The organism is Photobacterium minamisatsumaniensis (genome assembly GCF_050336695.1).
In the GTDB taxonomy this organism is placed as follows: Bacteria; Pseudomonadota; Gammaproteobacteria; order Enterobacterales; family Vibrionaceae; genus Photobacterium; species Photobacterium minamisatsumaniensis.
This window is the reverse complement of record NZ_JAKJSI010000042.1, coordinates 19,566-46,469: the sequence shown is the minus strand read 5'-3', so window position 1 is coordinate 46,469 and position 26,904 is coordinate 19,566. Positions and strand designations below refer to the sequence as shown.

The window sequence follows — 26,904 nt, the reverse complement described above, 5'->3', positions numbered from 1 at the left end:
ATGAAAATTACTAGAAGAAACTTTTTGAAATCGACAGCGGCRTTGAGTGCGACATCGGTAGCGCCAGCATTAACAGGGTTGAGTTCAGCACATGCCGCAGAAGGTGATTACAAGGCGTTAGTCTGTATTTTCCTTTTCGGTGGCAATGATGCTTACAACATGGTGATCCCAGATGATGCTACAGCGTATGGCGATTACTTAGCGGCAAGGCCTGGGCTTGCTATTGATAGTGACTCTATTGTCCCTTTGGGGATTGAATCTGATAACGGTATTGCATTGGGCTTGCATCCTGCGATGGAAAGCTTACAAACTATTTTTACCCAAGATAAAGCCGCGACTGTCATCGTAAACTCAGGTCAATTAGTTGAACCCATTATTGGCCGCTCTGCACAAAATCCTAAAGTACCAGACTTTCTCATGGCGCATAACTTACAGCAAACCATGTGGCAATCTGGCGCTGAAGAAATGGACGATAAATTCGGTTGGGCTGGCCGAATGGTTAAGGATATGCACTTATCCGGTCAGTTGTCACCATTAATGTCGTTAAATGGTGAACAGAAGTGGTTACGAAGCACTAATCTTGAGCAGTTGGTTTTAACCAGTGACGGAGCTGGAAGTTACAGTGGCTTGAACCAAGCAGAACGCGTGGGAGCGATGAGCCGTCATTTTGAAGAGAAGTTTGCCAACCTCTATGCTGATAATTACTCGCTGACTATGGCTAACCGTTATCACGAGAACGATTCACTGGAAGAAGCCTTAGCCAATATAGGTGATCTAAATGGCTTCCCTGAAACGTCACTTGGCAAAATGTTGCACACAACGGCTAAATTAATTAAAGCGCGTGATAGTGAAACGATGAAACATGGTCGCCAAGTCTTTTTCTTAGGTTTAGGTGGTTTTGATACTCATAAAGATCAGGCAGATAAACATGCTGCATTATTGGGTGAAGTGAGTGATGCAATCGCTGCGTTTTACACTGAAATGAAGGCGCAAGATTTATCAGAAAATGTCACTACATTCACCATGTCTGATTTTGGTCGTCGTGTAATGGCGAACGATTCAGGTACTGATCATGGTTGGGCTGGACATCAATTGATTGTAGGTGGTGCGGTGAATGGCGGTCGTGCATATGGAAATTGGCCAGATTTGAAGCCAGGTAGTGAGTATGACTATAACAACGGCCGACTAATTCCTGAAATAGCAGCAGACCAAGTTAATGCTACATTGGCATCCTGGTTTGGTTATGACGGGTCATTAACGGGCTTATTTGAGTCACTTGAAAAGTTTGACGATCACAACTTAGGTTTTATGAAATAGGTGAGATAGCCCGTAGTCATTACTTGCTATGTTTTCAGTTTGATTATTTATAAGCCAGTGGATATCTCCGCTGGCTTTTTTATGTGTCATTAACAGTTAAGTTTCAGCGTACAGTTAAATCTTAAATTGAAATATGTAAAAAAGTTTAATTTGCAGAGTTTGTTCCAGCACATTCAACTTAAAACATTAATTGACGTTATGTGAACATTTCTTTTCATTTGTTCTGTAAATTTCTGCTGTCAGCAAGCTCAATAATGTTGGGCTGACATATAAATAATTAGAATGAAGAGGAATAGCAGTGGTAAATACCATTAATGATCCGGTGCAGGCTGCCAAGTTTCTGTATCGCGCTACCTTTGGACCTAAGCAAGGTGATATTGAAGTGCTACTTAATTATGAGGGTGGTATTGATGCTTGGTTTAATGATCAGTTCGAACGTCATAATCGATTACATTTACCACTTGCAGAGCAAGTATCAGCAGCGACGAATGAGCCATTGAATGAAGGTGCTCGGATGAGTGCTTGGTGGGAAAGAACACTAACGTCTGGTGATCAGCTACGCCAACGTGTGGCTTATGCACTTAGCCAAGTCTTAGTGGTTTCAGTTAATGGCGGCCCGGGTGGTGAAGGGCTTGCGTCTTACTATGATGTGCTAGTGAGGAACGCCTTTTCCCGATTTGATGAATTGTTAAAAGCGGTCACTTTGCATCCGGCAATGGGGCAATTTCTGACCCTAGCAGGAAGCCGTGCCCATAATGAGCAGAATAATACTTTCCCAGATGAAAACTATGCCCGCGAAGTCATGCAGTTGTTTTCTATAGGCTTATGGGAACTGAATATAAATGGGCAACCAGCTCTGGATGGCGGGAAACAAAAGCCCGCTTATGCACAGAAAGATGTTGAAGAATTAGCGCGTGTATTAACGGGCTGGCGAAAAGACAAAGACAGCGATGGGAGAGACAGCAATACCAAGCCAATGGTGAATAACAGTGATTGGCACGATGACGGTAGTAAAACAGTATTAAATGTAGAATTCCCTGCAGGTCAATCAGCAGAGAAAGATTTGGACTTGGCAATCAAGGTGTTATTTGAACACCCTAATACACCAGTATTTATCTCACGGCTTTTAATTCAGCGTCTGACTATCAGTAACCCACGCCGTGATTACATAGAGCGGGTAGCTCGCGTCTTTATTGATGATGGCGCAGGCGTTCGTGGAAATATGCAGGCGGTGATTAAAGCCATTCTGTTAGATGAAGACCTTCTTGAAGGCCGTGCAATGGCTGATCACCAGAATTTTGGTTCTAATATTCGGAACTTCGGTAAGGTAAAAGAACCGGTTATTGCTATGACCAATTTTTGTCGTGCATTGAATGTAAAAAGCAATGATTCTCGCCGCTGGTGGGACTTTCCTGGATTGCAACATAACTTCGGTCAAGCCCCGCTTCAGGCCTCAAGTGTATTTAACTTCTATGAACCTGATTATGCACCTAAAGGTGAGATTGCTAATAAGGAGCTAACCGCACCAGAGTTCAATATTCACACTATGGACTCCATGCGCCGAATTTCCAATGCGATGTGGGGGCTTATTCTCAGTCATCGTTACGAAGAAGAAAGGCGTTGGACTTGGGATCGAGGTCCATTAGAGAATCGGGTTGATAAACCTGAAGAGTATATGGAGTGGATCAATGAGAGGATCTTTTTCGGCTTAATGTCAGATGATCTTCATCACTACATCGAAAGCTTATTGATTGATATGACTAACCAAAATATTGGTGCCGATAGAAGAACGTTCGCCACCTTGTTTGCTATTCAATGTTCACCTGATTTCCGTTGCCAGGAGTAAGCCATGAAGATGTCACGTCGCCACTTTTTAAAAAGCTCTACTGCACTTGGCGCATTATCAGCAGTACCGGGTCTATCATTGAGCAAACAAGCTGTTGCTGGTGATGACGGGTTTAAAGCCCTCGTTTGTATTTTTCTGTTTGGTGGCAATGACGCCTATAACATGGTGGTACCTGTTGATGCCGATCCCCATGAAGTTTACAGAAAAGCACGGCCAAGCCTTGCACTTGATAGAAATGATCTAGTTAATATCGATATTAAATCAGAAGCTGGAGATAATAGTTCTGCAGTTAGCCTTGGTTTACACCCTGCAATGGCAAACCTCAAAGATATGTTTGAGGATGGCAATGCAACCGTTATTGTCAACTCAGGGCAATTGGTTGGTCCAATCATCGACCAAGTTAACCCACACCCTGTTCCTGATTTCCTCATGGCACATAACCTACAGCAAACCATGTGGCAGTCAGGCGCACTCAATATGGATGATAAACTAGGCTGGGCTGGGCGTATGGTTGAAAGCGTCTACATGTCTAATGATTTGTCGCCAATGATGTCATTGAATGGTGAACAAAAATGGCTGCGCAATGATGTATACGAGCAAATGGTGATGACTGGCGGTGGAGCTGGTAAATATAACGGGTTGGATCAAGATGAGCGCCGTTTGGCAATGGAATATCACTTTGACCGTCAGTTTAATAACCTTTTCAAAGATAATTATGCTGACGTGATGTCGAGCAGATACTATCAAAATGAGAGGCTCGCTGATTTGCTGGGTGAAGAAGATGATGACACGGTTCGAAGTTCTTTAAGCGAACAGCTGCATACCACAGCTAAGTTAATCGAGAAGCATGCAGAGATGGGGCATCACAGGCAAGTGTACTTTGTTGGATTAGGCGGTTTTGATACTCACCATAACCAGAAAAATGCACATCATGCACTGTTAGAGCAACTTGCTGATGCTATGGCTGATTTCTATCAAGAACTGAAAGATATCAACATGCTGAACAATGTGACTACCTTTACCATGTCAGACTTTGGTCGCCGCCTAATGGCTAATGATACGGGTACTGATCATGGTTGGGCTGGTCATCAGTTGGTGATGGGTGGTGCGGTTAATGGTGGTAAAGCTTATGGCGAGTGGCCGGATTTAACTCCGGGTAGTAAGTTTGATTACAATAATGGCCGCCTTATTCCGGGGATTGCTGCCGACCAGGTCAATGCGACACTGGCTAAGTGGTTCGATGATTACCTTGATGTAGAAAAGCTGTTCCCATCTTTGGAGCCTTTCCCACAAAAGACCATTCCATTCCTTTAATTCAATGAAATCAATCAGCCGAGGACTTTCTCGGCTGATTTGTTATTTCGCGGTTAAAGTCAGCCACGTGCCTAACTATTTGTCTCTATATCACTAGAGTGAAAACGAGCAAGCACAGTGTTATGTAATTGCTCACTTTCTATTGTTTCAGTATGGCTGCAAGACGTTTGGATAGATTATCTGAGTGTTAGGCGATAATCACACCGATACTGAGCAAGGCCATAATCATTAGTGTCAGGATACCAATTAGCGGGCCAATAAAACGGAGCCAAGATGAGTAGGCAACGCGCCCGATGGCAAGGCCACCCATCACAACGCCAGATGTTGGTGTAACAAGGTTAGGAAGCCCTGATGCAGATTGGAAAGCGGTGACGACTAACTCTCGGCTGACCCCTGCAAAATCAGCCAAAGGGGCCAATACAGGCATTGAAAGTACAGCCAGACCTGATGATGAAGGGACAACAAGGCAAAGTACTGCCTCAACCCAGTAGATTGCATTGATAAACGCGACTTCGTTTAATCCGCCCAGTAGGCCTTCCGCGTAGTTCAGGATTGTGTGCGTGATATTACCGTTATCCATGACAACGACTAAGCCGCGGGCAATGGCAATGATAAGGGCAACACCAAGTAGATCTCTGGCGCCATTGACAAAACTGTCGGTGATTTCCGCTTCAGATAAACGGCCAACAAAACCGACTAAGATACTTGAGCCAATAAACAGAGCGGAAAGTTCTGCCATCCACCAACCTGCTGCGGACACACCCCACATCATAACGACAAATGTCAGGGCGAAAATGGCTAACACCGCTTTACGGGTATTGGATAGCTCGGGCGTCTCTTTCTGTTTGCCATGAAGGAAATGGTTCAGGTTTTCGTCATGCTGGTGGGCAACAATAGATCGTGAGGGATCTTTCTTAACGCGTTCGGCGTATCGCATGACATAAAAGACACAGAGCAGCCAACCAAGGATCAGGATCACGGCCCGAAGCGCAAACCCTTCCATAAAGTTGATTTCGGCAGCATTGGAAGCGATAACAGTGGCAAAAGGGTTAATGGTCGAGCCTAGGCAACCGATGCCTGCGCCCACCATAATAATGGCGACACCAACGATGCTGTCATAGCCTGCTGCAATCATTACTGGAATTAGCAAGGCATAGAAGGGAATTGTTTCTTCGGCCATACCATAAACAGTACCGCCCAGAGCGAAAAGCCCCATGAGGATTGGGATCATCCATTTTTCCCGACCAGCAAGACGCTTCATTGTTCCTGCGATACCCGCATCAATGGCGCCGGTTTCGGTTACGACCGCCAGAAAGCCACCGATAACTAATACGAATATGGCGACATCAACGGCCCGGGCAACATAGTCTGATGGATCGTAAAAACCTTGAATAGGGGCCATCAAAATATCAATGATACCTTGAGGGTTCGCCTCGACAGTTTGGTACGAGCCAACAACCGGAACCAGCTTACCCAGTGTCTCGTTGAGCTCCATCTGGTATTGACCTGCTGGGATCATCCAAGTGAGCAGTGCCATGAGCACCGTAAGCAGCATTAAGATTGTATAGGCAGAAGGAAATTTTAATTTACTCATTGTTTCGTCCTTTATGGGGCCTAGGCCCCATATTTGTCAATTGCGCTTGGCTTACGCTACAAAGTCCATGATTTCGTGGGCTGAAAGGTTATCAAGTCCCATTTTTTTCAATGTTCTACCTGTGGTGAAATAGTCCGTGTCGTTATAGGCGTTATCAATGTGCAGGCATGCTGTGATCATTGGTGTATCGATCCCGGTAAGTTGGCCAAGTTCAAAGCAAGGCACCAACAAGTAAGCAGCATCTTCGGTGATATAACGATTACTCGCTGAATTTGGTGCGCTATTAAGTTTGCCGTGCGTTTCAGAAGTTCGGTTGGCTTCATAAACGGTTTTACAATCCATGCTGTAAAGCGCATTCATTGCATCCAGCTCCGGTTTTAACAACAGGTTTAGTTGTTTGCCGATAGCTAGGCGTTCATTTTCCATTACCGCCGCGGCTTTGGCAGTTGAAACAGAGCAGCAGTCCTTGTAGTAGTTGAATTGGCCATCAAAGTTTTCCAGTAGACCCATATTCAGTGTTGTGAGCAGCGGGTGGCCACCGAAGTTAATGTTCTCCAATCCAGCTTCAATGACGTTACTGAGTGCGGTAAGGGGAAGTGGCATTACAGCTTGAAGGGCATCGATAGCCATTTGTGTGTGCTTGGCTGGGAAGGCTGCAACGGGCAGGAACTCTTTCATACCCAATATCGCCAACTGGGCAGGCCCGACAATACGGGTAGCCCAAGGGATTGAGATAGCATCGACAAAAGTAATATCAAGTTCGCCATAACCTTTTTCGTGCTTGATTTTATTGAGTACCAACGAGCCGTAATTCCCTGGCATCAGCATGACGATTTGACCATCACGAAGATGAGGTAGCATTTCGATAAACAAAGGCTCTTGGGCAAACGAGGGAACCGGAAGCACCACAATATTGGAATAAGCAAGGGTTTCTTTCAGGTCTCGGCTGATCTTGTCGATAGGATGAAAACCGGAGAAAGTGAGCGCTACATCATTGAAGTGGCTAAGGGCTTCGATACCACCGCGCTGTTCAATATCTTTCAGTGGTTGATCAAAGCCCGGGCTGCCATAAAGGCAGACATCAGCCCCTTGTTTGGTAAAGTGATAAGCTGCTGTTAATCCGGCATTTCCCGAGCCAATGATAGAGACACGATTTGTCATGATTATTCCTTTTAATGTGTGTCGTTGTTTTGGCTACAGTAAGGAATTATCGTGTTTTATCGCCAATGCCAAAGGAACAAACAGCCATGCAAAAAAGTAATGCTATAAAAACCGGCTGATATTATCGTTATGATTTTTAAAGATTAAAAATCATCATTTCCCGAGGAAACACATTCAAGCTAAGTGTGATGTGATCCCATTGTTACCCATCGAGATCTCTCATCGGTCCTATTTTCAACTGCACATCTAGATCGTCGGCCAATAGCATAAATTGTTCGATGAAGTGCTCGGCATGGCGGTGGATGGGTTTGAGCGCTGGGTAAAGAATGTCAAATTCAAACGATAGGTTAAAGACGAGCGGTCGCATGACAACGTGCGGGTGCTCGCTTTCAATCACTGCGGTAAACGGGTCGGTGATCGCAATACCAACCCCTTCTTTAACGAGAGCGGCTGCAGTGCTGGCGAGTGACACTTCGATATGCTCGATAGTCGATAGGTTGTAGCGTCTCAGTAACGCATCTATTTGGCGTTGGGTGGCGTCTTTTTCATGGCGGATTAATACTTGGTCTGCAATGTCATAGATGTCGATGGCTTTGCGTTTTGCTAGTGGTGAGTTGGCCGGAACTAGGCAAACACACTCACATTCGACACGCTGGGCTTTCACCCCAGCCACGATGTCATCAACAAAGGCAAACCCGATATCGGCAGTTTGGCTTTGTACCCGACGTACGACGTCTTCTGAGCGATAGGTTTTGAATCCCAGTTTTAGTTTTGGCGTTTGGTTTAGGAAGGTTGCTACGACACGTGGTAAAAAAGCATTGGATAGTAGGGGCATGGCTGCAATATTCAGGCTACCAAAGTGACTTGAACGAATAGAATGAGCCACTTGATCTAAACCGGCGACGGCATCGAATACTTTGGCGACCTCAAGATAAAATGCTTGTCCCTCGTTGCTGAGTTCTAGGCGGTTGCCTTTGCGAATAAACAATTTAAACCCTAGCCGCGACTCTAAGCTGGATAATAAGCGGCTTACAGCGGGCTGGCTGAGATGAAGTCGCTCGGCAGCAGCGGTAACAGTTTGGCATTCAATGACGGCTTTAAAAGCATTTAGTTGGCTGAGTTTCATGATAATGCAGGATAGTTCGAGTTTGGGCTACGCTAGCAAAATCATGAGGCTATTTCTTTGAACTAGCGTTGAAAATCAGGGGAACACAAAGCAGTTGCTGAAAATGACAGCAGCACCATAAAGTTATTCATCGTAGGCGGTTTTTCCTTGCATTGTGCGAATGAATGCTGCTTGCATAATTTTATGACCGTGCTTTTAGGAGCTGTTTGCGTCCCTGCAAACAGTTGTTTCATATGGAAATGGGAGCGGATAGTTGTTTAATACTATTTTGTTGTCTAAGAACTATTTTTGGTTCAGAAATTCTAGGATTACTGAGCTTAATGCCACCGTACCTGCAGGCACAGAGCCTGGATCCATGACAATGTTCGGGTTATGATTTAGATATTTAGGCAACTGGCCATTTTCGACAAAATTGCTCCACGTCTCGTTACTTGCTGCTCCAATCTCAACAAATACAACAGGGACTTCTGGGTATGGGCTAGTAAGCATGTGGAAATCTTCCGACCCCATAACGGGAGGGAATCCGTTATATACATTGTCATCACCTAGCGCTGCAACAAGGGCTTGTTTGGCCTGTTCAGTTTGCGCTAGCGGATTGATAACCGGTGTCGAATAACCATTCATCTGATAGCGAGGCATGCGATCTTCGGGGACACCGTACATCTTAGCGATGTTATCTGTAACATCTTTGATCCCCTCGATCATCGCGGTACGTTCAGCTTCACGATACCAACGTAAATTGACTTTTAACTCGGCTGAATCAGGAATGATGTTGGCTTCATCACCCGAATTGAGCGCACCGACAGTCAGTACTGCAGGCTCAATTTGGTCAAGTTTACGCGAGACGATGGTTTGATAGCCCATCACAGCCATCGAAGACATTACAATGGGGTCAATAGCGCCATGTGGCATTGAACCGTGCCCGCCCACACCGTAGATCGTGACATCAATTTGGTCTGTACCTGCCATACGACGACCATCAGAAATGGCAGCCGAGCCGGCTGGTAAAACCGGGTGGGTGTGGCCCGCAATCAAAATGTCGGGCTTTGGAATGAGTTCATACAGGCCATCTTGCACCATCGCTGTTGCACCTTGAATGAGTTCTTCCGCAGGTTGAGCGACAAGAACAAGGGTGCCTTGCCAGTCATCTTTTCGCTCGGCCAGCTGTTTTGCAATTCCAATCAACCAGGTTGTGTGTACGTCATGGCCACAAGCATGCATAGCCCACACATCGTTTCCAAAACGATCTTTGGATGGCTTTGTTGGTTTATATGAAAGGGTTGTTTCTTCCTTTATTGGCAATGCATCCATATCCGCACGAAACATGACGGTTGGCCCTTCACCATTTTTCAGCACGGCCGCAATACCTGTGCGGGCGATTCCGTCATGGACTTCGAAACCAAGTTTTTGCAGCTCATCTGCCACAATCTTAGCCGTTTCAAATTCCATAAATCCAATTTCTGGATTGGCATGAATGTGCTCAAAGATAGAGATTAGACGCTCTTTATCTGCGCCAACGGTATCGAGTAGGGTCTCTTGAGTTGCGTTAGCAATCGGTGAAATTGAACTAAAGCAGATTGCTAGAGTGAGTAGTGTTTTTTTCATTGCCTTCTCCACGTTTCTTTTTCCGATAATCATGTATGATTTTTATCAGGCAATAAAATCGATAACCGGGGACTCAATCCACGTATGAATTTTAGCTTTCAGCAAATTGCGGCATTTGTTTGCGTTGCACAAACAGGGAATTTTAGTCGAGCGGCAAGACAGCTAAACAAAGATCGCTCAACGGTCAGTCAGATAATACGAAACCTTGAAATTGATTTGGGTTATGAGCTATTCGATCGCACAGGAAAATTTCCAGTGCTAACGGAAAAGGGGAAGAATCTGTTACCTTATGCACATCGGCTTGTTCTCGAATCCAATTCATTTGCTAGCATAGCCACCACGCAATACGATGACTCTGAAACAGAAATTAATGTTGGCCTGTCTCAGCTAATTCCTGCTGATATCATTTCTTATGCGATGCAGCAATTCAGTCTCGCTTACCCCCACACGGTGGTTCATTGGCATTCATGTACTAGGAGTGAAGTGAAAACAGGCTTGCTCGACAAGCGACTCGATCTCGGATTAGTTTTGGTTCCTGATGGCAGTAGTCATAGCTCAATTTACCCGATACATTTTATGAACATGCCTATGTCAGCTGTTTGCTCTGTTTCGGCCAACATCCCAGCATCAATATCGGTGAAAGATCTCGTCAATTACCGCCAATTAGCCATCACTGATCTCACCCAGCCAGTATTACGTGAACTGTATTGTGTTGGTCGGCATATTGACCAAATGTCCAATATCCACTTGCTAATTAGCCTGTTACAAAGCTTTGATTGCTGGAGCATGCTTCCACAGAGCACCGTGCAGCCGCTAGTTGAACAAAACATCTTAAGGCACATTACGATCGAAGAGAGCTGCGATACATTGGCGATTCCAGTATCCCTGTGGTCTATGCCGCACGTCACTGAGACGCCTGCAAGGCAATATTTAATAGAACAACTCATACAGGCTGATCCTGAATCGGCGATAAGCATGGAACAGCAAGACGCATAAACAGATAGATGATGCGTCTTGCTTATTCAATGTAAGCCAATTATCCAAATAGCAGTAATGCGGTAGGAATCGCCAGCATTAAGCTTAGGAAGGTTCGTACAAACCATATAAGGACAAGCTGTAACACACTCAGCGGGATTTTAGTTGCTAGAATGCAAGGAATGGACGCAGAGAAAAACAGAATAGATGACACACAAACCACACCAGCGGAGAATCGTGCCACAATATCTGCATCTTTCATCAGCAGGGCTGGCAAAAACATTTCCGCTAACCCTGCAGCACTTGCTCTAGCAAGCTGCATCCCTTCTTCTAACCCCCATAGCATTGTGACGGGGTAGAACAGGTACCCGAGCCAATCAAATATTGGGGTATATTTTGCTGCCAACAAACCTATCACACCTACGGACATAATAGATGGCAAGATGCTGATGGTCATGACTAATCCATCTTTGAAGTTATCCAATATATTTCTGCCGATAGGCGGTGCTTTTTCTGCTACCGAAAGGCCATTTTCAATCGCCACTTTCAGCCGGCTTCCTTTTATTGCCGTTGGCTCTCTGTGTTGAGCTTCATTATTCATACGTGATAACGGAGGAAGCCGAACCGTGATTGCTGTGACAATAAAAGTGATAAGAAGGGTCAGCCAGAAATATTGGTTCCAGACTGGCATCAGATCTAAGGTTTTGGCAACAATGATCATAAAGGTTGCTGAAACTGTAGAAAAACCTGTCGCGATGATGGCAGCTTCACGTGCACTATAGTGGCCAGCAACGTATACACGATTTGTTATCAAAAGACCGATGGAATAGCTACCTACAAATGAAGCAACGGCATCGATGGCACTTCTTCCCGGTGTTTTCCATACCGGTTGCATCAGCTTCTGCAATAAAATCCCGATTGTTTCTAATAAGCCATAACTGACTAAGAAAGCGAGAAATACTGAACCAACAGGGACAATTAAACCGACAGATATGACGAGCTTGTTGAATAAAAAGGGTAACATATCTGGTTCTTGCAAAATTGCCGGGCCCGATTTAGTCACTGCAAATATAGAAGCAATAACACCCAGCCATTTAAGCAATAAAAATACTTTTTCCGTCGTGTTGTTCCGCCACTTTCCCGTCACTATAGGATAGATTGCCCCTGCAACTATCATAGCGACTGCATACCATGCCGCGCCACTGCCGAGGCTCGTTTTGAGGTAGGTAACAATGTGGTCTAGTGGGATACTTTGTTTATCGTTAAAGGTGATTGGTATAAAAAAGATAAAGATCCCGATACTACTTAACCCCAATAGCCTAAGCCAAAGGTGGGCATCAGAGGGGGTAGATTCACTAATTTGATTCATAGCACTCTCCTTGTGTAATTGACAATAATGTATATACAAAAGAGGGCTGCAGTAAGTTAAAGTATGGTCTAAATGTGATCACAGTGTTAACTGTGTTATCAAAGTGAGATCTTTAGCCTATTTATTAACCATGAATTAGGTGGCTAGATATATACAATTACAGGAAGGACTCGTGCTATTCGCTATGAACCCCGGCTTCCTTATCGAATATGTTGCTTATATAATTCATCGTAAGATTTTACTTGAAACAATACGAAGCTGAAGAGCATTTCAGGCTTTAAATTACCTACATTGGTTATTCCACAAGAAAGACATATTTATTTCCCAACAGAGAACACAAACAATGATCGCTGTAATTTTTGAAGTCCATGTATTCGAGGACAAAAAGGATGACTATATTGACATCGCCGCTTCAATTAAGCCTATGCTGGAACAAATCGATGGGTTTATATCTGTCGAGCGGTTCAAAAGCCTCAGTGATGAGTCCAAGATACTCTCATTATCATTCTGGCGTGATGAAGAGTCAGTAGCACGCTGGCGCAACCTCGCAGAACATAAAGAAGCACAACGCCAAGGTAAGGAGGCATTTTTTGACAAGTTCAGAATCCGTGTCGCCAGTGTTGTGCGTGATTATGATTTTCAAGCCAATCAAGAAAGTTAACTATTCTATCTGCCATAAAAAAGGATCTGACTTGGTCAGATCCTTTGTCGGTTTTGCTGCTGATGAAAGCTAAACGCTGTTGGCTGCGAAGAAACTTATTCGGCCAAAGCCGCTTTCAATCGCTGGCAAGCCTCAAGCAAGGTTTCTCGCGGGCATCCTAAGTTTAATCGGATAAACCCAGTACCTTCAGTGCCAAATGCAATACCCATACTCGGAACGATCCCCGCATCGATAAGGCGTTTTTCCAGCGTCGCATCATCGATGCCAAGCTGGCGGCAGTCTAACCACGCTAAGTAACCTGCTTGCGGTGACAAGAACTTAAGCATTGGCAATTCTTGCTCAATAAAAGTCGATAGGGTATCGACATTGCCCTGTAAGTAAAGTTTCAGCGCATTAAGCCAATCGCTTGAAGTCTGATAAGCGGTCGTCGCCGCGCACATTGCCAAGCTGTTATACACATCCATACCATGGGCATCGAGCCTGCGGACAAACGCGGATTTTACATCGGCATTGGGGATCATGAAGTTGGAGATGCGTAGCGACGACAGGCCAAATGTCTTACTCGCTGCAGTCGCAACGATAAGTCGTTGCTGCAAATGCTCAGGTAGCGAGAGTGCCGAGTGGTATTGATGGCCCGGCATTGCCAAGTCACCCCAGATCTCGTCACTCAATAACCATACCTGATAGCGTTCGCACAGTTCAGCAAGTGCCAATATTTCACTTTGCGACCACGCCTTACCCACTGGGTTATGCGGATTACAGAAGATCATTACCTTACAGCCTTGCTCAAAGCATTGCTCAAGGTGGGCAAGATCCATCCGGTATTCGCCGTTATCATTAACCAGCGGGTTAGCGACAATTTCACGATCGTTCAGCTCGGTGATTTTACGGAAAGAGCCATAACCTGGAGTTTGCATCACTACCTGCTCGCCAGACTTGGTTAGCATTTGGATCAACATCGATAGGCCCGGCAGTACACCGTGTACTGTGGTGATCCAATCTTGATCTATATTGATCCCGTGTTGCTTCTGGTACCAATTGATGATCGCTTGGTAGTACTCATTGTTACGCTCGGCATAACCAAAAATACCATGCTCAATACGTTGGTTTAGGGCTTCCAGTACCGCTGGTGGGGCTTGGAAATCATAATCCGATACCCACATTGGAAGGCGCTCTTCGGAATCGAGCCCTAGTTTTTCGGTCATGAAATCCCATTTTAGAGAGCCGGTAGAACGGCGATCATGAACGTGGTCGAAAGTTATTGTCATGGTGTTACCTTATTTCGCTTCAGCAATGGCTGATTGATTTTCTGCTTGTTGTTCTTTATTTGCATGCACTTCATTAACAGGTGCTTTGGCAATACCAAAACCCGTAAAGCCGTAAATGATGGCAAAGATAACGCCTGTGTAACATTGGATTGCCCAAGGTAAGTAATCGAGCGTAGAGACACCCAGTGTACCTGCCATGTAAACACCTGCCGCAGTCCAAGGGACTAGAGGCTCAATAATGGTGCCGGCATCTTCAATTGTTCGAGAAAGGTTTTTAGTATCTAGCCCCATTTTGCGATAAGCATCTTGGAATAGTTCACCGGGGATAAGCAGCGCTAGCTTGCCATCTGACGTTGTGAATACCACAGTAAGGGTTGCGATTACGGTAGAAAGGATCAGCTGGCCAGTGCTTTTTATTAGGTGAAGGAAGTGGCCGAGAACAACATTCAGTGCACCTGTTAGGCTAAGAATACCCGCGAAAGCAAAAGCACACAGTACAAGAAGAATGGTGCTCATCATCGAGAACAGTCCACCACGATTTAGAAGCTTCGCGATATCGGGCACTAGGCCATCGACAAGGTGACCGTTGTCGCTAAACATGCTGATATTAAAGCCGTCAACATAGGCTTGGAAACCTTGTTGTAGCGTAAAACCTTGCAAAATCATCCCTAAACCCAGTGCAATAGCAGATGCAGTTAGCATTAGAGGGATCACTGGCTTCTTAGTGACTGCACCCCAAAGGATCATTGCTGGTGGAAGTATTAGGAAGATATTGAGCGTATATAGGCTTTCAAGCCCAGCTAAAATTTCGACAACCTTCTGAGGTTCAGCAACACTGGCAACATCACTGTTTTGGCCCGCGAAATAGAATACAACTGACGCAATCACAAAACCTGGAAGCGTAGTGTAGAGCATGTGCTGAATATGCTCATACAATGTAGTGCCTGAGACAACAGGCGCAAAATTAGTAGAGTCTGAAAGTGGCGAAATTTTATCACCGAAATATGCGCCAGATACAACCGCACCAGCCGCCGCTGCGAGAGATACATCAAGACCTGCTGCAACCCCCATTAAAGCAACACCAACTGTACCAGCAGACCCCCAAGAGGTACCCGTACAGACAGAAACAACACTGGTCACAAAGAAAGCAGCAATAAGAATATATTCAGGGCTAATAACCTTAAGGCCCCAATACACCATGTAGGGAATCGTGCCACTAATCATCCAACTGGCAATCAAGCCGCCAACTGAAACTAAAATTAGAATAACAGGCATAGCTTTAGCTAGTTTTTCAACAATCGCTGACATGATGTCATCCCAGCTATAACCCATCCTTGTTGCAATAAAGCCAGTGAAAGCGGCAGATACAAGGAGTAATGGCTCGATGCGTAATCCCATTACGCCGTAGCCGATTGCCAATAAACCAAACATGACGGCGATAGGTGCTATCGCCAGCGTCAATGATGGTAGAGGCTTTGTATTTGTCATTGTGTTGTCCTCTTCTTGTAGATGTACAGGTTTGTTTCAATAGCATCATGGTAAGAGGTGTTGATGCTTGGAAATGCGACATACCTATCCGTTTCATGTAAGCGCTTACATGAGGAAGGTACATGTGTTGTGCATCACGTTTTTAGTGCTTTTTTACTCATATTAAGGTTTGAAACTGTTTGACGACACACCAGAGTGGCATCAAAACGGTGTTGTGCCGGTGGGGTATATCCAGTCTTTTTTAGCTGTAAGGCTAACTTTGCTGCATGTGTAGACATGTCGGCGATAGGGTTATGCATGGTCGTTAGGCGTGGATAAAGATAGCGGGCAAGTAATACATCATCAAAGCCGATAATAGAGATATCGTTGGGTACACTCACACCGTGTTCTTGCAGGTTGGCCATTAATCCCGCTGCCATTACATCGTTAAAGGTGACAACAGCGGTCACTTCTGGGCATTGGTCTAAGAGTTGTTGCCCTGCGAGTTCTCCACCTTGTTCACTGAAGCTTTGATTAATAACCCAGCCGGACTCAATGGGTAAATTTGCATTTGCCATAGCATCACGATAGCCGTTTAGGCGATCGGCACGGTCTTCAATCGGTAAGTCGCTACTGATACACGCTATTTTTCGGTGGCCTTGAGAAATTAGGTATTTGACAGATTCAGCAGCACCACTGCGGTTATCAACCCATACCGATCGGTTAGCAATTTGAGGTATGGTTCGATTGAGTAAAACCATGGCGGGGAGTTGGGCGCTATAACGTAATAGCGTTGCATCATCCAGCATCTTTGAATGTATAACCATGGTTTCACAACCTTGGCTAATTAAAAAATCGAGGCCTTCTTTTTCTCGCTGGGCATTATGGCCACCACTCACAACAACTAATTGGCAATTGTATTCACGAGCCACTTGTTCGACATGTTTTGCAATGAGCGCAAAGAAGGGATCAGCGAGGTTTCCGGTTAATAAACCAAGTGTATTATTCGATCGACTCGCTAACGCGGAAGCTCGAGCGTCTCTCTGATAGTTCAGCGCCTTTATCGCTTTTTGAACCCGTTCTAAGGTAACAGGTTCGACATACGCTGATTGGTTGATCACACGGGATACAGTGGCTGTAGATACACCAGCATGGGTTGCGACGTCTTTAATTGTTGCCATGATGTATTGCAAAAATTCGCTCAGGGAATAAGTGGCGCGGAGTGTAACGAGTTTTGTGTGCGAATAATGTTAGCCCTGTCAAAACTTAACAGTACCGAATAGCGTGCTATTTTGTCACAAGTGGCAAGGCGATATTCACCAACGAGACTTTATCACGTCGGCTACCGTGCTCCCCCAGACGTCATAAATAGCAGGGCCAGGATGGAAACCATCACTCGCCATATGTTGAGGACCCAAATCGTGTTCAATATGAATTAACTCGCAATCATTCTGTGTGGCAACCCAATGTTCTAGTTTTCTGTTGAAGGTTTTCGCCTTACTGCCTAAATACCAACGTAGAGGGTGGGGGAGCGCAGGAAACTTTTCCATAGGGGGGATTTTTGTGAGAATGATCTGTTGGCTTGAAAAGCTCTGTCGTATCAATTCAATAAGCTCTTTTTGCTGCTTTATCCATTCCGTTGAACTTAGCGGCTTTGTAACATCATTTACGCCTAAAGAAACAATAACAATGTCGAAATCCTGTTTCGATTGCTGGGCAATTTTTTTACAGGTTTGCTTGGTAGTAACACCTGTTTTCGCAATTAGCTGCCAATCTAATTGGAACGAGTCACTTAACGCATTAACAACTCTTCCCGCCAGTGCTTGAGATTGGTGCTCTGCGCCAACACCGGCAGCAGCAGAGTCGCCAATGAGTAATAGACGTAAATTTTTTCCGCTGCCCGCGACCCCATTTCTTGAGCCTGCCGCTTCCTTTAATCGAGGAGTCGATTTTCTTACATATAGTGCTTGGGGTAACAATACCGGAGCCATGAGTAACAGCACTATTTGATGGATCATACTTATCTCCTTTGCTACTGGTCTGATCAAGAATAGACTTAATTTAGAAACGTAACATAAAGGGGAAAAACCTCACCCAGATAAATTGCCGGGTAAGGTTTGATCATAACGGACTGTTACTGCAGCGTTACTTTTTTAACCATACCAGCCTCTGCATGTCCCGGAATGTTACAAGCAAGCTCAACGTTATTATCACCATGGAAGTGCCATAGTAACTGCTTAGCTTTACCTGGTTTTACCGTTACAGTGCTACCTGAATCATGAGCGTGGCTACCCATTGTCTTCATCATTTCACGGTGCTCTAGTTGCTCTTTCACAGAGCCAATAGAAAATTCGTGATCGATCTTACCTGTGTTCATCACTACAAATTGAACGACATCGTTTGGTTCAATGTTGACTTCTTTCTTAAAGGTTATTTTCATGTCATCACTTAATAGCACATGGATGACTTTATCTGGTTTCGCCCCTTTTGCTGGCATGCCAACATCAGACATACCTTCCATATTCATCATGTTGGAATGATCCATTTTGCTGTGATCCATTTCACTGTGGTTCATTTGGCCGTGATCCATCTCACCGTGGTTCATTTTACCATGATCCATCTCGGCGTAAGTTGTTGCGGTCATCAGTGTTAGAGTGAGAGTTAGTAGTATCTTTTTCATGATTTTTCCTTAATTAAATTGGTCAATGGCCCTTACTACAGGTGCAGTAAGGGCGGAAGATCGTTATTAATTCGTTCTTGAAGGTTTGGTAAATTCACGCTGTTTCCACAGCTTAAAAATTGCGGGTAAAACCAATAGTGTGAGCAGTAGAGCTGAAGCCATACCGCCAATCATCGGGGCGGCAATGCGCTGCATAACCTCTGAACCAGCCCCTTCGCCATACATAATGGGAATTAAGCCAATGATAACGGTGAGTACGGTCATCATAACGGGCCGAACGCGTAAACCAGCTCCTTCGCGAATCGCTTCTGTTAAATCCATACTCTGAAGTGTCTGCTGACTTTCTTCTGCTTCAAGCTTTTTGTAATGCCATGCCTGATTGAGGTAAACCAACATGATGACACCAATTTCAACGGCAACACCGGCTAATGCAATAAAGCCAACCCCCACGGCAATTGAGAAGTTATAACCAAGAATGTGCATCAGCCATAAACCGCCCACCATAGCGAGTGGTAGAGTCAGCATGATAATCATTACCTCACCAACCCGGCGGAAGCTGAAGTAAAGCAGTAACATGATAATGGCGATAGTGATTGGCACAACAATGCTCAAACGTTCTTTGGCGCGTTCCATGTATTCATATTGCCCAGACCATGCAATGGAGTAACCAGCAGGTAGTTGTAATTGTTCTGCAACCACTTGTTGAGCATCAATTACATAAGAACCTAAGTCACGCTCATCAATATCGACGAATACCCAGCCGTTAGGACGGGCGTTTTCGGTTTTGATCATAGGAGGACCGTCTTCGTAGCGAATATCTGCGACATCTGCCAACGCAATACGAGCACCATTGGGTGTGACAAGCGGTAAATTTTGCAGTTTTACGACAGAATCACGGTAATCTTGTGGGTAACGAACATTGATTGGGTAGCGTTCTAAGCCTTCGACGGTTTCGCCTACGTTCATTCCTCCAACAGCTGTTGAGATAACTTGCTGTACATCTTTAATGTTTAAACCATAGCGGGCAGCGGCACGACGCTTAATATCGATTGTTACATATCGTCCGCCAGCAACCCGTTCTGCATAAACAGATGCTGTTCCCTCTACACCATTCAAAATAGGTTCGAGCTGAGTACCAATTTGCTCTATCACTTTTAGATCAGGCCCAGCAATTTTGATCCCTATTGGGGTTTTTATACCAGTGGCGAGCATATCAATCCGCGTTTTGATTGGCATGACCCATGCATTGGTTATACCCGGAAACTGAATCAGATCATCAAACTCTTTACGCAGTGACTCCGTTGTTACGCCATCACGCCATTCTTCACGTGGTTTGAATTGGATAACAGTTTCAATCATGGTGAGCGGTGCTGGGTCGGTTGCCGTTTCAGCGCGGCCAATTTTGCCCCATACCGTCTCAACTTCAGGTACGGTTTTGATGAGCTTATTGGTTTGCTGAAGAAGTTCACGTGCTTTACCTACCGATATACCGGGGTACGTCGTTGGCATGTACATCAAATCACCTTCATCCAAAGGCGGAATGAACTCGCTACCTAATTTACTCGTAGGGTAAATAGCCGACGCCATTAAGCCTAGCGCCAGTACGATCATTACTTTAGGGTATTTAAGGCTGACGTTTAGCAAGGGCCTATAAAGCGCGACTAAGCCACGATTCACGGGGTTTTTATGCTCTGGTAATACGTTGCCTCGGATAAAGTACCCCATAAGGACGGGGACTAATGTAATCGCTAAACCAGCAGCGGCTGCCATGGCATAGGTTTTGGTAAAGGCAAGAGGGGAGAACATTTTGCCTTCTTGACCTTCTAAGGCAAAAACAGGAACAAAGCTCAGCGTGATTATTAGTAGTGAGAAGAACAGTGGCGTACCTACTTCTTCTGCGGCCTTACCAATCACTTGCCAGCGGTTTTTGTCCGTTAGTGGCGTTCGTTCAATGTGTTTGTGTACGTTCTCGATCATGACGATAGCGCCATCAACCATTGCCCCTATCGCAATCGCAATGCCGCCTAACGACATGATATTGGCGTTAATGCCTTGCCAATGCATCACGATAAATGCCCCCAGAATACCCACGGGCAAACTCAGCGCAATAACCAGTGATGAACGAATGTGGAATAGGAATAGCGCACACACTACCGCAACCACGATGAACTCTTCTGCTAGCTTTTTCCAAAGGTTTTCAACTGCAGCATCAATTAATGTTGAACGGTCATAAGTGGCGACAATTTCGACACCATCAGGCAGGCTACGCTGTAACTCTGACAACTTGTCTTTTGTTCTTGCGATTACCTCACTCGCATTTTCACCAAAGCGCATAACAATGACGCCACCCACGGCTTCGCCTTCGCCATTGAGCTCAGAGATACCACGGCGCATTTGAGGACCAAGGTTTATATCAGCAATGTCACCAAGTAGTAGCGGTGTACCCTTATCGGTTACTTTTAATGGTAATGATTGAATATCTTCAATACTGGTGAGATACCCGGTTGTGCGTACCATGTGCTCGGCTTCAGCGACCTCAATAACCGATGCACCGATCTCTTGGTTACCGTTTTGGATAGCCATATTGACTTGTTGTAACGTTAAGTCATATGCGCGCAATTTAGCAGGATCGATCTGTACCTGATACTGCTTCACCATACCACCTACCGTCGCGACTTCTGATATACCGTCCACGGTTTGCAGTTCGTACTTTAAGAACCAATCTTGTAGGCTGCGTAGCTCTGCTAAGTCATGCTGTCCTGATTTATCTTGCAACACGTAGCTGTATACCCAGCCCACACCCGTGGCGTCAGGACCTAACGTTGGTTTTGCGCTAGGGGGTAGCTTAGGGGCGACTTGGCTCAGGTATTCCAATACGCGTGAGCGTGCCCAGTACATGTCTGTATCATCATTAAAAATGATATAGACATATGAGTCACCAAAGAAAGAGTAGCCTCGAACCGTTTCCGCACCCGGCACGGCCAACATTGCCGTCGTTAAAGGGTAAGTTACTTGATCTTCAACGACCTGTGGCGCTTGACCAGGGTAGCTGGTCTTGATGATCACCTGAACATCAGATAAGTCGGGTATCGCATCGACGGGTGTGTTTTTAACGCTATATAGGCCACCAATCACAATCGCAAGCGTGGCAATAAGTACCAAAATGCGATTATGAATAGACCACCGAATAATTGCATTGATCATAGTGAGACCTCTGCGGCTTCAAGCTGCTTGAGAAGGTAGTCAGAGCCTTGTCTCTCAACAAGAAATCGTACTTTTTGGCCTTCATTAAAACCTGATAAGTCAGCTTCATCACTCACTGAAAAATTCATTTCACCCGCATTCCAGTTCCACTCTGCTACAGGTAAGTGTTTGAGGGTTATCATGCCAAAATCGGGCATGAGCATAGAAATATCACCCGTTAACCACAGTTCTGCTGCGGTAAGATTATCCTCAGCTTTATAAGCAACGATCTCATATTGACCCGATTCCGTTTTTTGCATCTCGAATTCAATTGCCTGACCTTTGGTAAGCGACGCCATCTCGACACCTTGTGCAAAGGTAAAATTCATTACCATACCTGGCCAGTTCCATTCAGGTACGGGTTGGTGATTAATCGTTAGCATGCGGTGGCCTTCCATTACATCCGTTATTTCACCCTTGGCCCAAACGGTTTCTGCTGGTGGTGCTACACCGTTGATTCTGGATAGATCAGCAGATTGGCTAGATTCAGAATCCAACATGAAATGAGCCGAGGTCACGACGTACTCACCTTGTTTAAGCCCTTGTAATATTTCAATCTTGTCGCCAGCCTCTCTACCGACTTCAACACGTGCTGAACGATATTTACCTTCGCCTTCCGCCAAGACAACGCGAGTCATACCGCCAGAGCGAATAACGGATGCTCTTGGAATGGTTAACACCGCGTCTTCGCTAATGGGGTTCAATGTGATATTGGCGAACATATTCGGCTTTAATTTACCATCGGGGTTAGGGAATTTAAGCCGTACACGAAGGGTACGCGTTTTGGGATCTAGGATTGGATAGACATAATCCACTTCACCTTGCCATGCTTTGCCTGGAATCGCATCCAACGTCATGGCAGCATTACTACCAGAGGTGATCCAGTGCGCCTGACGTTCGAATACTTCTGCATCTACCCATACATGCTCTAGAGGACCTGCACTGATCACCGCTTGTGCTGGCGAAAGGTAGCCACCTTCACGGATATTCAGGCTTGCAATTACGCCATCGGCAGGGGCTTTTATTTCAATAGTCTGAGAGGCTTTCCCTCGGCGCGTTATCGATTTAATTTGCGCTTTATCTACCCCTAAAGTGATTAATCGTTCTGTTGCACCTTTAACCATGCCTTTTCGGCCAGTTTTGTAGGCGCTGATCAACTCCTCTTGGGCTTTTACAAGATCAGGGGAATAGAGTGAAAACAGTACATCGCCTTTTTGTACTTTCTCACCGACGGCGTTGATATAGAGTTTTTCTACCCAGCCAGCGACACGGACGTTGGTCTGCCACAGATTACTTTCATCAAATGCGACGTAGCCGACCGTCTCGATCCGTGGAGAAAGTGCTTCAAGAGCAACAGAGGTTGTTTTCACCCCTAAATTATTCTCGACAGCTGGGTCAATTTTTACAGTGCCAGGTTGGTCCTTATCGCCTTCTACGTCATCAGCGTATACAGGAATTAAATCCATACCCATTGGAGACTGGCCTGGTTTGTCGCGTTTATAATTTGGATCCATAGGCGCCACCCAATACAGTGGCTCACTTGAGCTAGTACTCGCAGAACTAGTATTTGCAGAGCTAGTCATCGATCCCATATCGTGGGAGGAATTCGATAGAAAATGATTGATACCAAACCCTAAAGCACCGCCGACCAATAATGCGATGGTTGCAACTTTTATTGAACTCATTATTTATTCCTTATTTATTTTTATAATCAGAGAGTTCAGGCATATCAACCTGATAATCAAAACCACTTAGGAGAGAGGCGAGATTGCTGTTTACGATGTTTAAATCTGCAAGTAAGCGTTGTTGCTCCAATTGCAAAGCGAGTTCATCGGTTGTAGCCGATATCACATCATTAAACTGCGCAGTGTTATTCTGATAACCTCGCTCTACTGCACGAATACGAGCTGTAGTTTGAGGTAATAAGGTGGTTTGGTAGCGATCTATACGCTGCTTTAAATTGGCACGATCAACCAATAGGGTGTTCACTTTTGCATTCATCTGAGCAAGTAAAGAGTCTCTTTGCGATCTTGCTGCACCTACTTGATATTGCGCAGCCGATAAGTTTTTATCTTGTCGGTTACCGGTGAACAATGGAATGTCCACGGTTAGATAGGCGCTCAATAAATCGGATGCGGGTTCTCCCATCATATTGTTAGCCTGACGATAGGCATACATCACTTCAACGCCGAATTGAGGCGTATAAGCTTGTTCTGCAAGCTCAACCTGAGTTTGATTACTTGAAATACTGACATCTGCCATCTTCACCATAGGGTGCTGGTTAAGCAGTTGGTAATGCTTCGTTGGATCACCACTCGCTGAGAGTTTCTGTTCAAGGTGTTGCCAGTTGAGCTGGTTTGTTGCTTCTAATATTTCAGTGGAAGCTAACCAGTTTGAACCTAGCCACTCAGAAAGTTGAGAAATAAGGCGGTGCTGCATCTGTGCGTTTGCCTGTAATTTTTCATCAAGCTTGCTTACTTGAAGTTGCGCGTTGAGCAGATCTTGCGCTTCACTCTTACCTATCGAATAGTTGGTTTGAACGAAGTTTTCCATTTCTTTCATTAAGCGACGGTTTGCTAGAATTATTTGTTCAGCCGCCTGCTGATAGCCAAGCTCTAGCCATAACTGTGTCATGCTATTTGCGACGTCTAGTTCTCGGGCCCGCACTTGTAAAGCTAAGCCGTCGGCTTGTTGTTCGGCTTTTTTCTGCTGCAGATCGAGTGTTGCCCCTCGCTCAAATTGCTGCATTAAACCCACCGATATATTACTCATCGGGTCTTCATCAAATTTAAAGCTGTCGACCGGGAGGCCACCAAATCCGACTTTCAATTTAGGGTCCATGAGCGTAGCACTTGCGATACCCGTTTCCCGCATCGCTTGCGACTGAGCAAAGTACTGTTTTCTACTGTTATCTTGAGTAAGCGCAGCTTGAATTAACCGATTGAGTTGGTTTGATTTTTCTTGCAATTCAGCCGTCGGGTTCATCTCTGTCGCCGTTGCGAGAGTGATAGATGGAAATAACGCCAAGCTGGCGCAAACTGAAAGCGCAACTAACCTTGGTTCAATATTCACAATAATTGTCCATATTTGGCGTCTAACGACGCATAGGTTTACTTCTAAGCCAATAGCACTTAATGGCAAATAGGCTCAGGGATATTTTGTTGTGAGATAGAGAACTAAGCGGAGGGGGGGCGAAGTAAGGTTTGGGTACGTGCTACTTTGTCACCAATCGTAAACGACTGATACAGTGCCAACGAGTAGGATAATTCACTAAGTGCTTGGGGTAATTGCATCGGATAGAAGACACTGAAACACACCGTGGAACAGCAGTTATGAACCATGTCTGATGAATCGGTACAAGTGTCACTGTTTGATATTAATGCAATATCAGAAGAGGTATGACTATGTTGACTTGTCATCTCAGTCATTGAGTGACAATCGGCCATGTCGCTACTACAGTGATGGGTCATAGATTCCTGACCAAAGCACAGCATTTTTGTTACCATTGACGGTGCGCTAGAGACATAGCTAGACATCAGCATTGCAATAATGCTGAACACAATAATCCAAGTTGTTCGGAGTGTGTATGTCATAGCGTACCTTCAAGATTATGCATGCAGTATAAAGTATCCCCTTAGGGTAACGTCAACGTAAAAAACGGTTAAATGTCGATTTTTCTTGGGATTAATATTGATTACGAAGTGTCGTTAGTGGGTGAATAAATCATTTCCTTGCACTTTCTACTGGTGCAGTTGTCACCATTCCTATCTTGTTCGTCAGTTTTGTTTTATTGCTTTGATTGTGGGTCTCATGTTTGCTGGGGTAGTTTTAAGGTACAGACGGTTAAAAACTCAACAGAGTAGTTCAGTTCTTTTCGTATCATTGGCAATATTAATTACTTAAAGAAAACGACTTAGCATGTACATGTAATTTGATTGTGCAGCAGCCTGCTGCACAAGTCAGTCCAAGGGACATTTGAATAGGGGATTAGTGCTTATACCTAAAGGTATTACTATCATCAAGAATTTCAATTTTGATCGGCGCTAAGCCTTTATTGATGTTACCTATTTGTTCAAATGACTTATGAGAAAGGTCAATGACTCGGCCTTTCACAAAAGGACCTCGATCATTGATTTTGACATCTACCGTTTTGTTATTGGCTGTATTTGTAACCCTCACGATAGCCCCAAAAGGTAAGGTTTTATGAGCCGCTGTATAGGCTCTCATGTTATACCGCTCACCACTTGCCGTGAGCCTTCCGTGGTATTTTTTACCATACCACGAAGCTTGACCCACAAGCTCATGTGAACGGGCATAACCTCTTGTTTTTTCATCATCGGTTGCCGCAGTTGACGAACAGCCAGCAAGCAAAGTAAGGATGAGAGCCGTAAAAACGAGGTTTAATCTTTTCATTCTATTTGGATACTCTATTTTCTTCATGTCATGTTTGTCTTTTTTAACTTATTGCTGGTTTAAAAATATTACCTAGAGTGTCAGGGCTTCAAGCAGTCTTATTGATAATGGTGTGAAATATACGCTTCAGCATGTTGCATCAATACATACAAAGCCACCACAGTTGCAATAAAACGGGTTAAAAACGCGAATGAGGCAAAAATGATCATCCGATTTGACTCTTCGATTTTGCCATGAACTATTTTTCGTTTGGTCATGGTTAAGAAAGATTTTTGGAAGTGAAAATATTAAGTTAGCAACGTTTGAGGTCTGCGCCAGATTATTTATGTCTCCAACAGCCTATGCGGACAAACGGTATGACAGAAAACAGTCGAAGCCAAAACGGGTTCACACCATCTCACGGACTAGAAGACATAAGTTATGTTGCTTAACTGTAGTAATCGATGCGTTACTAATAACTGAAGAACCCAAACTTATTTATTTCTAGATGTGAGCTGGCTGCCATGGTTAGCTCACATCTGCCCTATTTAAAATGGGTGCACACAATGATTAGTAATGTAAAAAACTCAATACCCGGAACTTATCATTCAATCACCAAGAAGCACTTGCCGCGCCATCTTGCAGAATTCTGTTTTAAGTTTAATCGGCGATTTAATCTAGAAAAAATACTTGATCAGCTAATATATTCAAGTATTCAAACTGCACCGATGCCTCAACGTCTTCTTAAACAAGTTGAGGTTCGGTGGTAATCAAATACTTTTATGAGCTATGTGGGTGATGCCTATAGCTTTGATTTGTTTGGTTTTATTCTCGAGTTGAGAATGCATGATAAACTACTTTTATAGTTGATTGTTGTACATTTTAT

20 protein-coding genes and 1 pseudogene are annotated in these 26,904 nt (G+C 44.7%); 6 read left to right on the top strand and 15 right to left on the bottom strand.

Features of this window, described 5'->3' with window-relative positions; all coding sequences use genetic code 11:
• From L4D78_RS21345 to L4D78_RS21335, 3 genes are all read left to right on the top strand, one after another.
• Positions 1-1,317, top strand: coding sequence for a DUF1501 domain-containing protein (locus L4D78_RS21345; protein ID WP_428468786.1), 1,317 nt, complete (start codon positions 1-3; stop codon positions 1,315-1,317).
• A gap of 298 nt (positions 1,318-1,615) precedes the next feature.
• A complete protein-coding gene (locus L4D78_RS21340; protein WP_428468785.1) occupies positions 1,616-3,163 on the top strand; it encodes a DUF1800 domain-containing protein in 1,548 nt (515 codons plus the stop codon).
• Positions 3,164-3,166: 3 nt separating this feature from the next.
• Positions 3,167-4,477, top strand: a complete 1,311-nt coding sequence (locus L4D78_RS21335) for a DUF1501 domain-containing protein (RefSeq protein WP_428468784.1) — start codon at positions 3,167-3,169, stop codon at positions 4,475-4,477.
• Between the two features lie 187 nt (positions 4,478-4,664).
• Here L4D78_RS21335 and L4D78_RS21330 read toward each other — a convergent pair whose 3' ends face one another.
• From L4D78_RS21330 to L4D78_RS21315, 4 genes are all read right to left on the bottom strand, one after another.
• Positions 4,665-6,071 carry a YfcC family protein gene (locus tag L4D78_RS21330; protein ID WP_428468783.1) on the bottom strand — a complete coding sequence of 469 codons (1,407 nt, stop codon included), beginning with the start codon at positions 6,069-6,071 and terminating at the stop codon, positions 4,665-4,667.
• 51 nt (positions 6,072-6,122) lie between these two features.
• Positions 6,123-7,232, bottom strand: coding sequence for an NAD/NADP octopine/nopaline dehydrogenase family protein (locus tag L4D78_RS21325; protein WP_428468782.1), 1,110 nt, complete (start codon positions 7,230-7,232; stop codon positions 6,123-6,125).
• A 202-nt stretch (positions 7,233-7,434) separates the two neighbouring features.
• On the bottom strand, positions 7,435-8,358 hold the full coding sequence (locus L4D78_RS21320) for a LysR family transcriptional regulator (RefSeq protein WP_428468781.1): 924 nt from the start codon (positions 8,356-8,358) through the stop codon (positions 7,435-7,437).
• 282 nt (positions 8,359-8,640) lie between these two features.
• Positions 8,641-9,963: an amidohydrolase gene (locus L4D78_RS21315; protein WP_428468780.1), complete on the bottom strand. Its 1,323-nt coding sequence runs from the start codon at positions 9,961-9,963 to the stop codon at positions 8,641-8,643.
• An 84-nt stretch (positions 9,964-10,047) separates the two neighbouring features.
• On the opposite strand from L4D78_RS21315, the gene L4D78_RS21310 reads away from it, so the two are divergent.
• Positions 10,048-10,959 carry a LysR family transcriptional regulator gene (locus tag L4D78_RS21310; RefSeq protein ID WP_428468779.1) on the top strand — a complete coding sequence of 304 codons (912 nt, stop codon included), beginning with the start codon at positions 10,048-10,050 and terminating at the stop codon, positions 10,957-10,959.
• Between the two features lie 40 nt (positions 10,960-10,999).
• On the opposite strand, the gene L4D78_RS21305 is transcribed toward L4D78_RS21310, so the two are convergent.
• Entirely contained in the window at positions 11,000-12,307 is a 1,308-nt protein-coding gene (locus L4D78_RS21305) for a YjiH family protein (protein ID WP_428468778.1), read from the bottom strand.
• A 343-nt stretch (positions 12,308-12,650) separates the two neighbouring features.
• Here L4D78_RS21305 and L4D78_RS21300 point away from each other — a divergent pair, with 343 nt between their 5' ends.
• Complete coding sequence (locus L4D78_RS21300) at positions 12,651-12,968, top strand: antibiotic biosynthesis monooxygenase family protein (RefSeq protein ID WP_428468777.1); 318 nt, start codon at positions 12,651-12,653, stop codon at positions 12,966-12,968.
• A 95-nt stretch (positions 12,969-13,063) separates the two neighbouring features.
• Here L4D78_RS21300 and L4D78_RS21295 read toward each other — a convergent pair whose 3' ends face one another.
• The 10 genes from L4D78_RS21295 to L4D78_RS21250 all read right to left on the bottom strand — a co-directional run bounded on the left by L4D78_RS21295 (position 13,064) and on the right by L4D78_RS21250 (position 26,039).
• Entirely contained in the window at positions 13,064-14,236 is a 1,173-nt protein-coding gene (locus tag L4D78_RS21295; protein WP_428468776.1) for a MalY/PatB family protein, read from the bottom strand.
• 9 nt (positions 14,237-14,245) lie between these two features.
• Positions 14,246-15,724 carry a Na+/H+ antiporter NhaC gene (gene nhaC / locus L4D78_RS21290; RefSeq protein ID WP_428468775.1) on the bottom strand — a complete coding sequence of 493 codons (1,479 nt, stop codon included), beginning with the start codon at positions 15,722-15,724 and terminating at the stop codon, positions 14,246-14,248.
• Positions 15,725-15,858: 134 nt separating this feature from the next.
• Positions 15,859-16,884 (bottom strand): LacI family DNA-binding transcriptional regulator, encoded by a 1,026-nt coding sequence (locus L4D78_RS21285; RefSeq protein WP_428468774.1) that lies wholly within the window; start codon positions 16,882-16,884, stop codon positions 15,859-15,861.
• A gap of 135 nt (positions 16,885-17,019) precedes the next feature.
• A complete protein-coding gene (locus tag L4D78_RS21280; protein WP_428468773.1) occupies positions 17,020-17,721 on the bottom strand; it encodes an SGNH/GDSL hydrolase family protein in 702 nt (233 codons plus the stop codon).
• A 116-nt stretch (positions 17,722-17,837) separates the two neighbouring features.
• Positions 17,838-18,383, bottom strand: a complete 546-nt coding sequence (copI, locus tag L4D78_RS21275; protein ID WP_428468772.1) for a copper-resistant cuproprotein CopI — start codon at positions 18,381-18,383, stop codon at positions 17,838-17,840.
• Positions 18,384-18,449: 66 nt separating this feature from the next.
• The gene (locus tag L4D78_RS21270; RefSeq protein ID WP_428468771.1) at positions 18,450-21,587 is read right to left on the bottom strand and encodes an efflux RND transporter permease subunit; all 3,138 of its coding nucleotides are present in this window, start codon (positions 21,585-21,587) and stop codon (positions 18,450-18,452) included.
• Positions 21,584-23,311: an efflux RND transporter periplasmic adaptor subunit gene (locus tag L4D78_RS21265; protein WP_428468770.1), complete on the bottom strand. Its 1,728-nt coding sequence runs from the start codon at positions 23,309-23,311 to the stop codon at positions 21,584-21,586. The genes L4D78_RS21270 and L4D78_RS21265 overlap by 4 nt, the downstream gene beginning before the upstream one ends.
• A gap of 10 nt (positions 23,312-23,321) precedes the next feature.
• Entirely contained in the window at positions 23,322-24,698 is a 1,377-nt protein-coding gene (locus tag L4D78_RS21260) for a TolC family protein (RefSeq protein ID WP_428468769.1), read from the bottom strand.
• A 104-nt stretch (positions 24,699-24,802) separates the two neighbouring features.
• Positions 24,803-25,219 (bottom strand): hypothetical protein, encoded by a 417-nt coding sequence (locus L4D78_RS21255; RefSeq protein WP_428468768.1) that lies wholly within the window; start codon positions 25,217-25,219, stop codon positions 24,803-24,805.
• Positions 25,220-25,613: 394 nt separating this feature from the next.
• Complete coding sequence (locus tag L4D78_RS21250) at positions 25,614-26,039, bottom strand: septal ring lytic transglycosylase RlpA family protein (protein ID WP_428468805.1); 426 nt, start codon at positions 26,037-26,039, stop codon at positions 25,614-25,616.
• A 518-nt stretch (positions 26,040-26,557) separates the two neighbouring features.
• Here L4D78_RS21250 and L4D78_RS21245 point away from each other — a divergent pair.
• Positions 26,558-26,788: pseudogene (locus tag L4D78_RS21245) on the top strand (transposase); the annotation flags it as partial.
• Positions 26,789-26,904 lie beyond the last annotated feature (116 nt).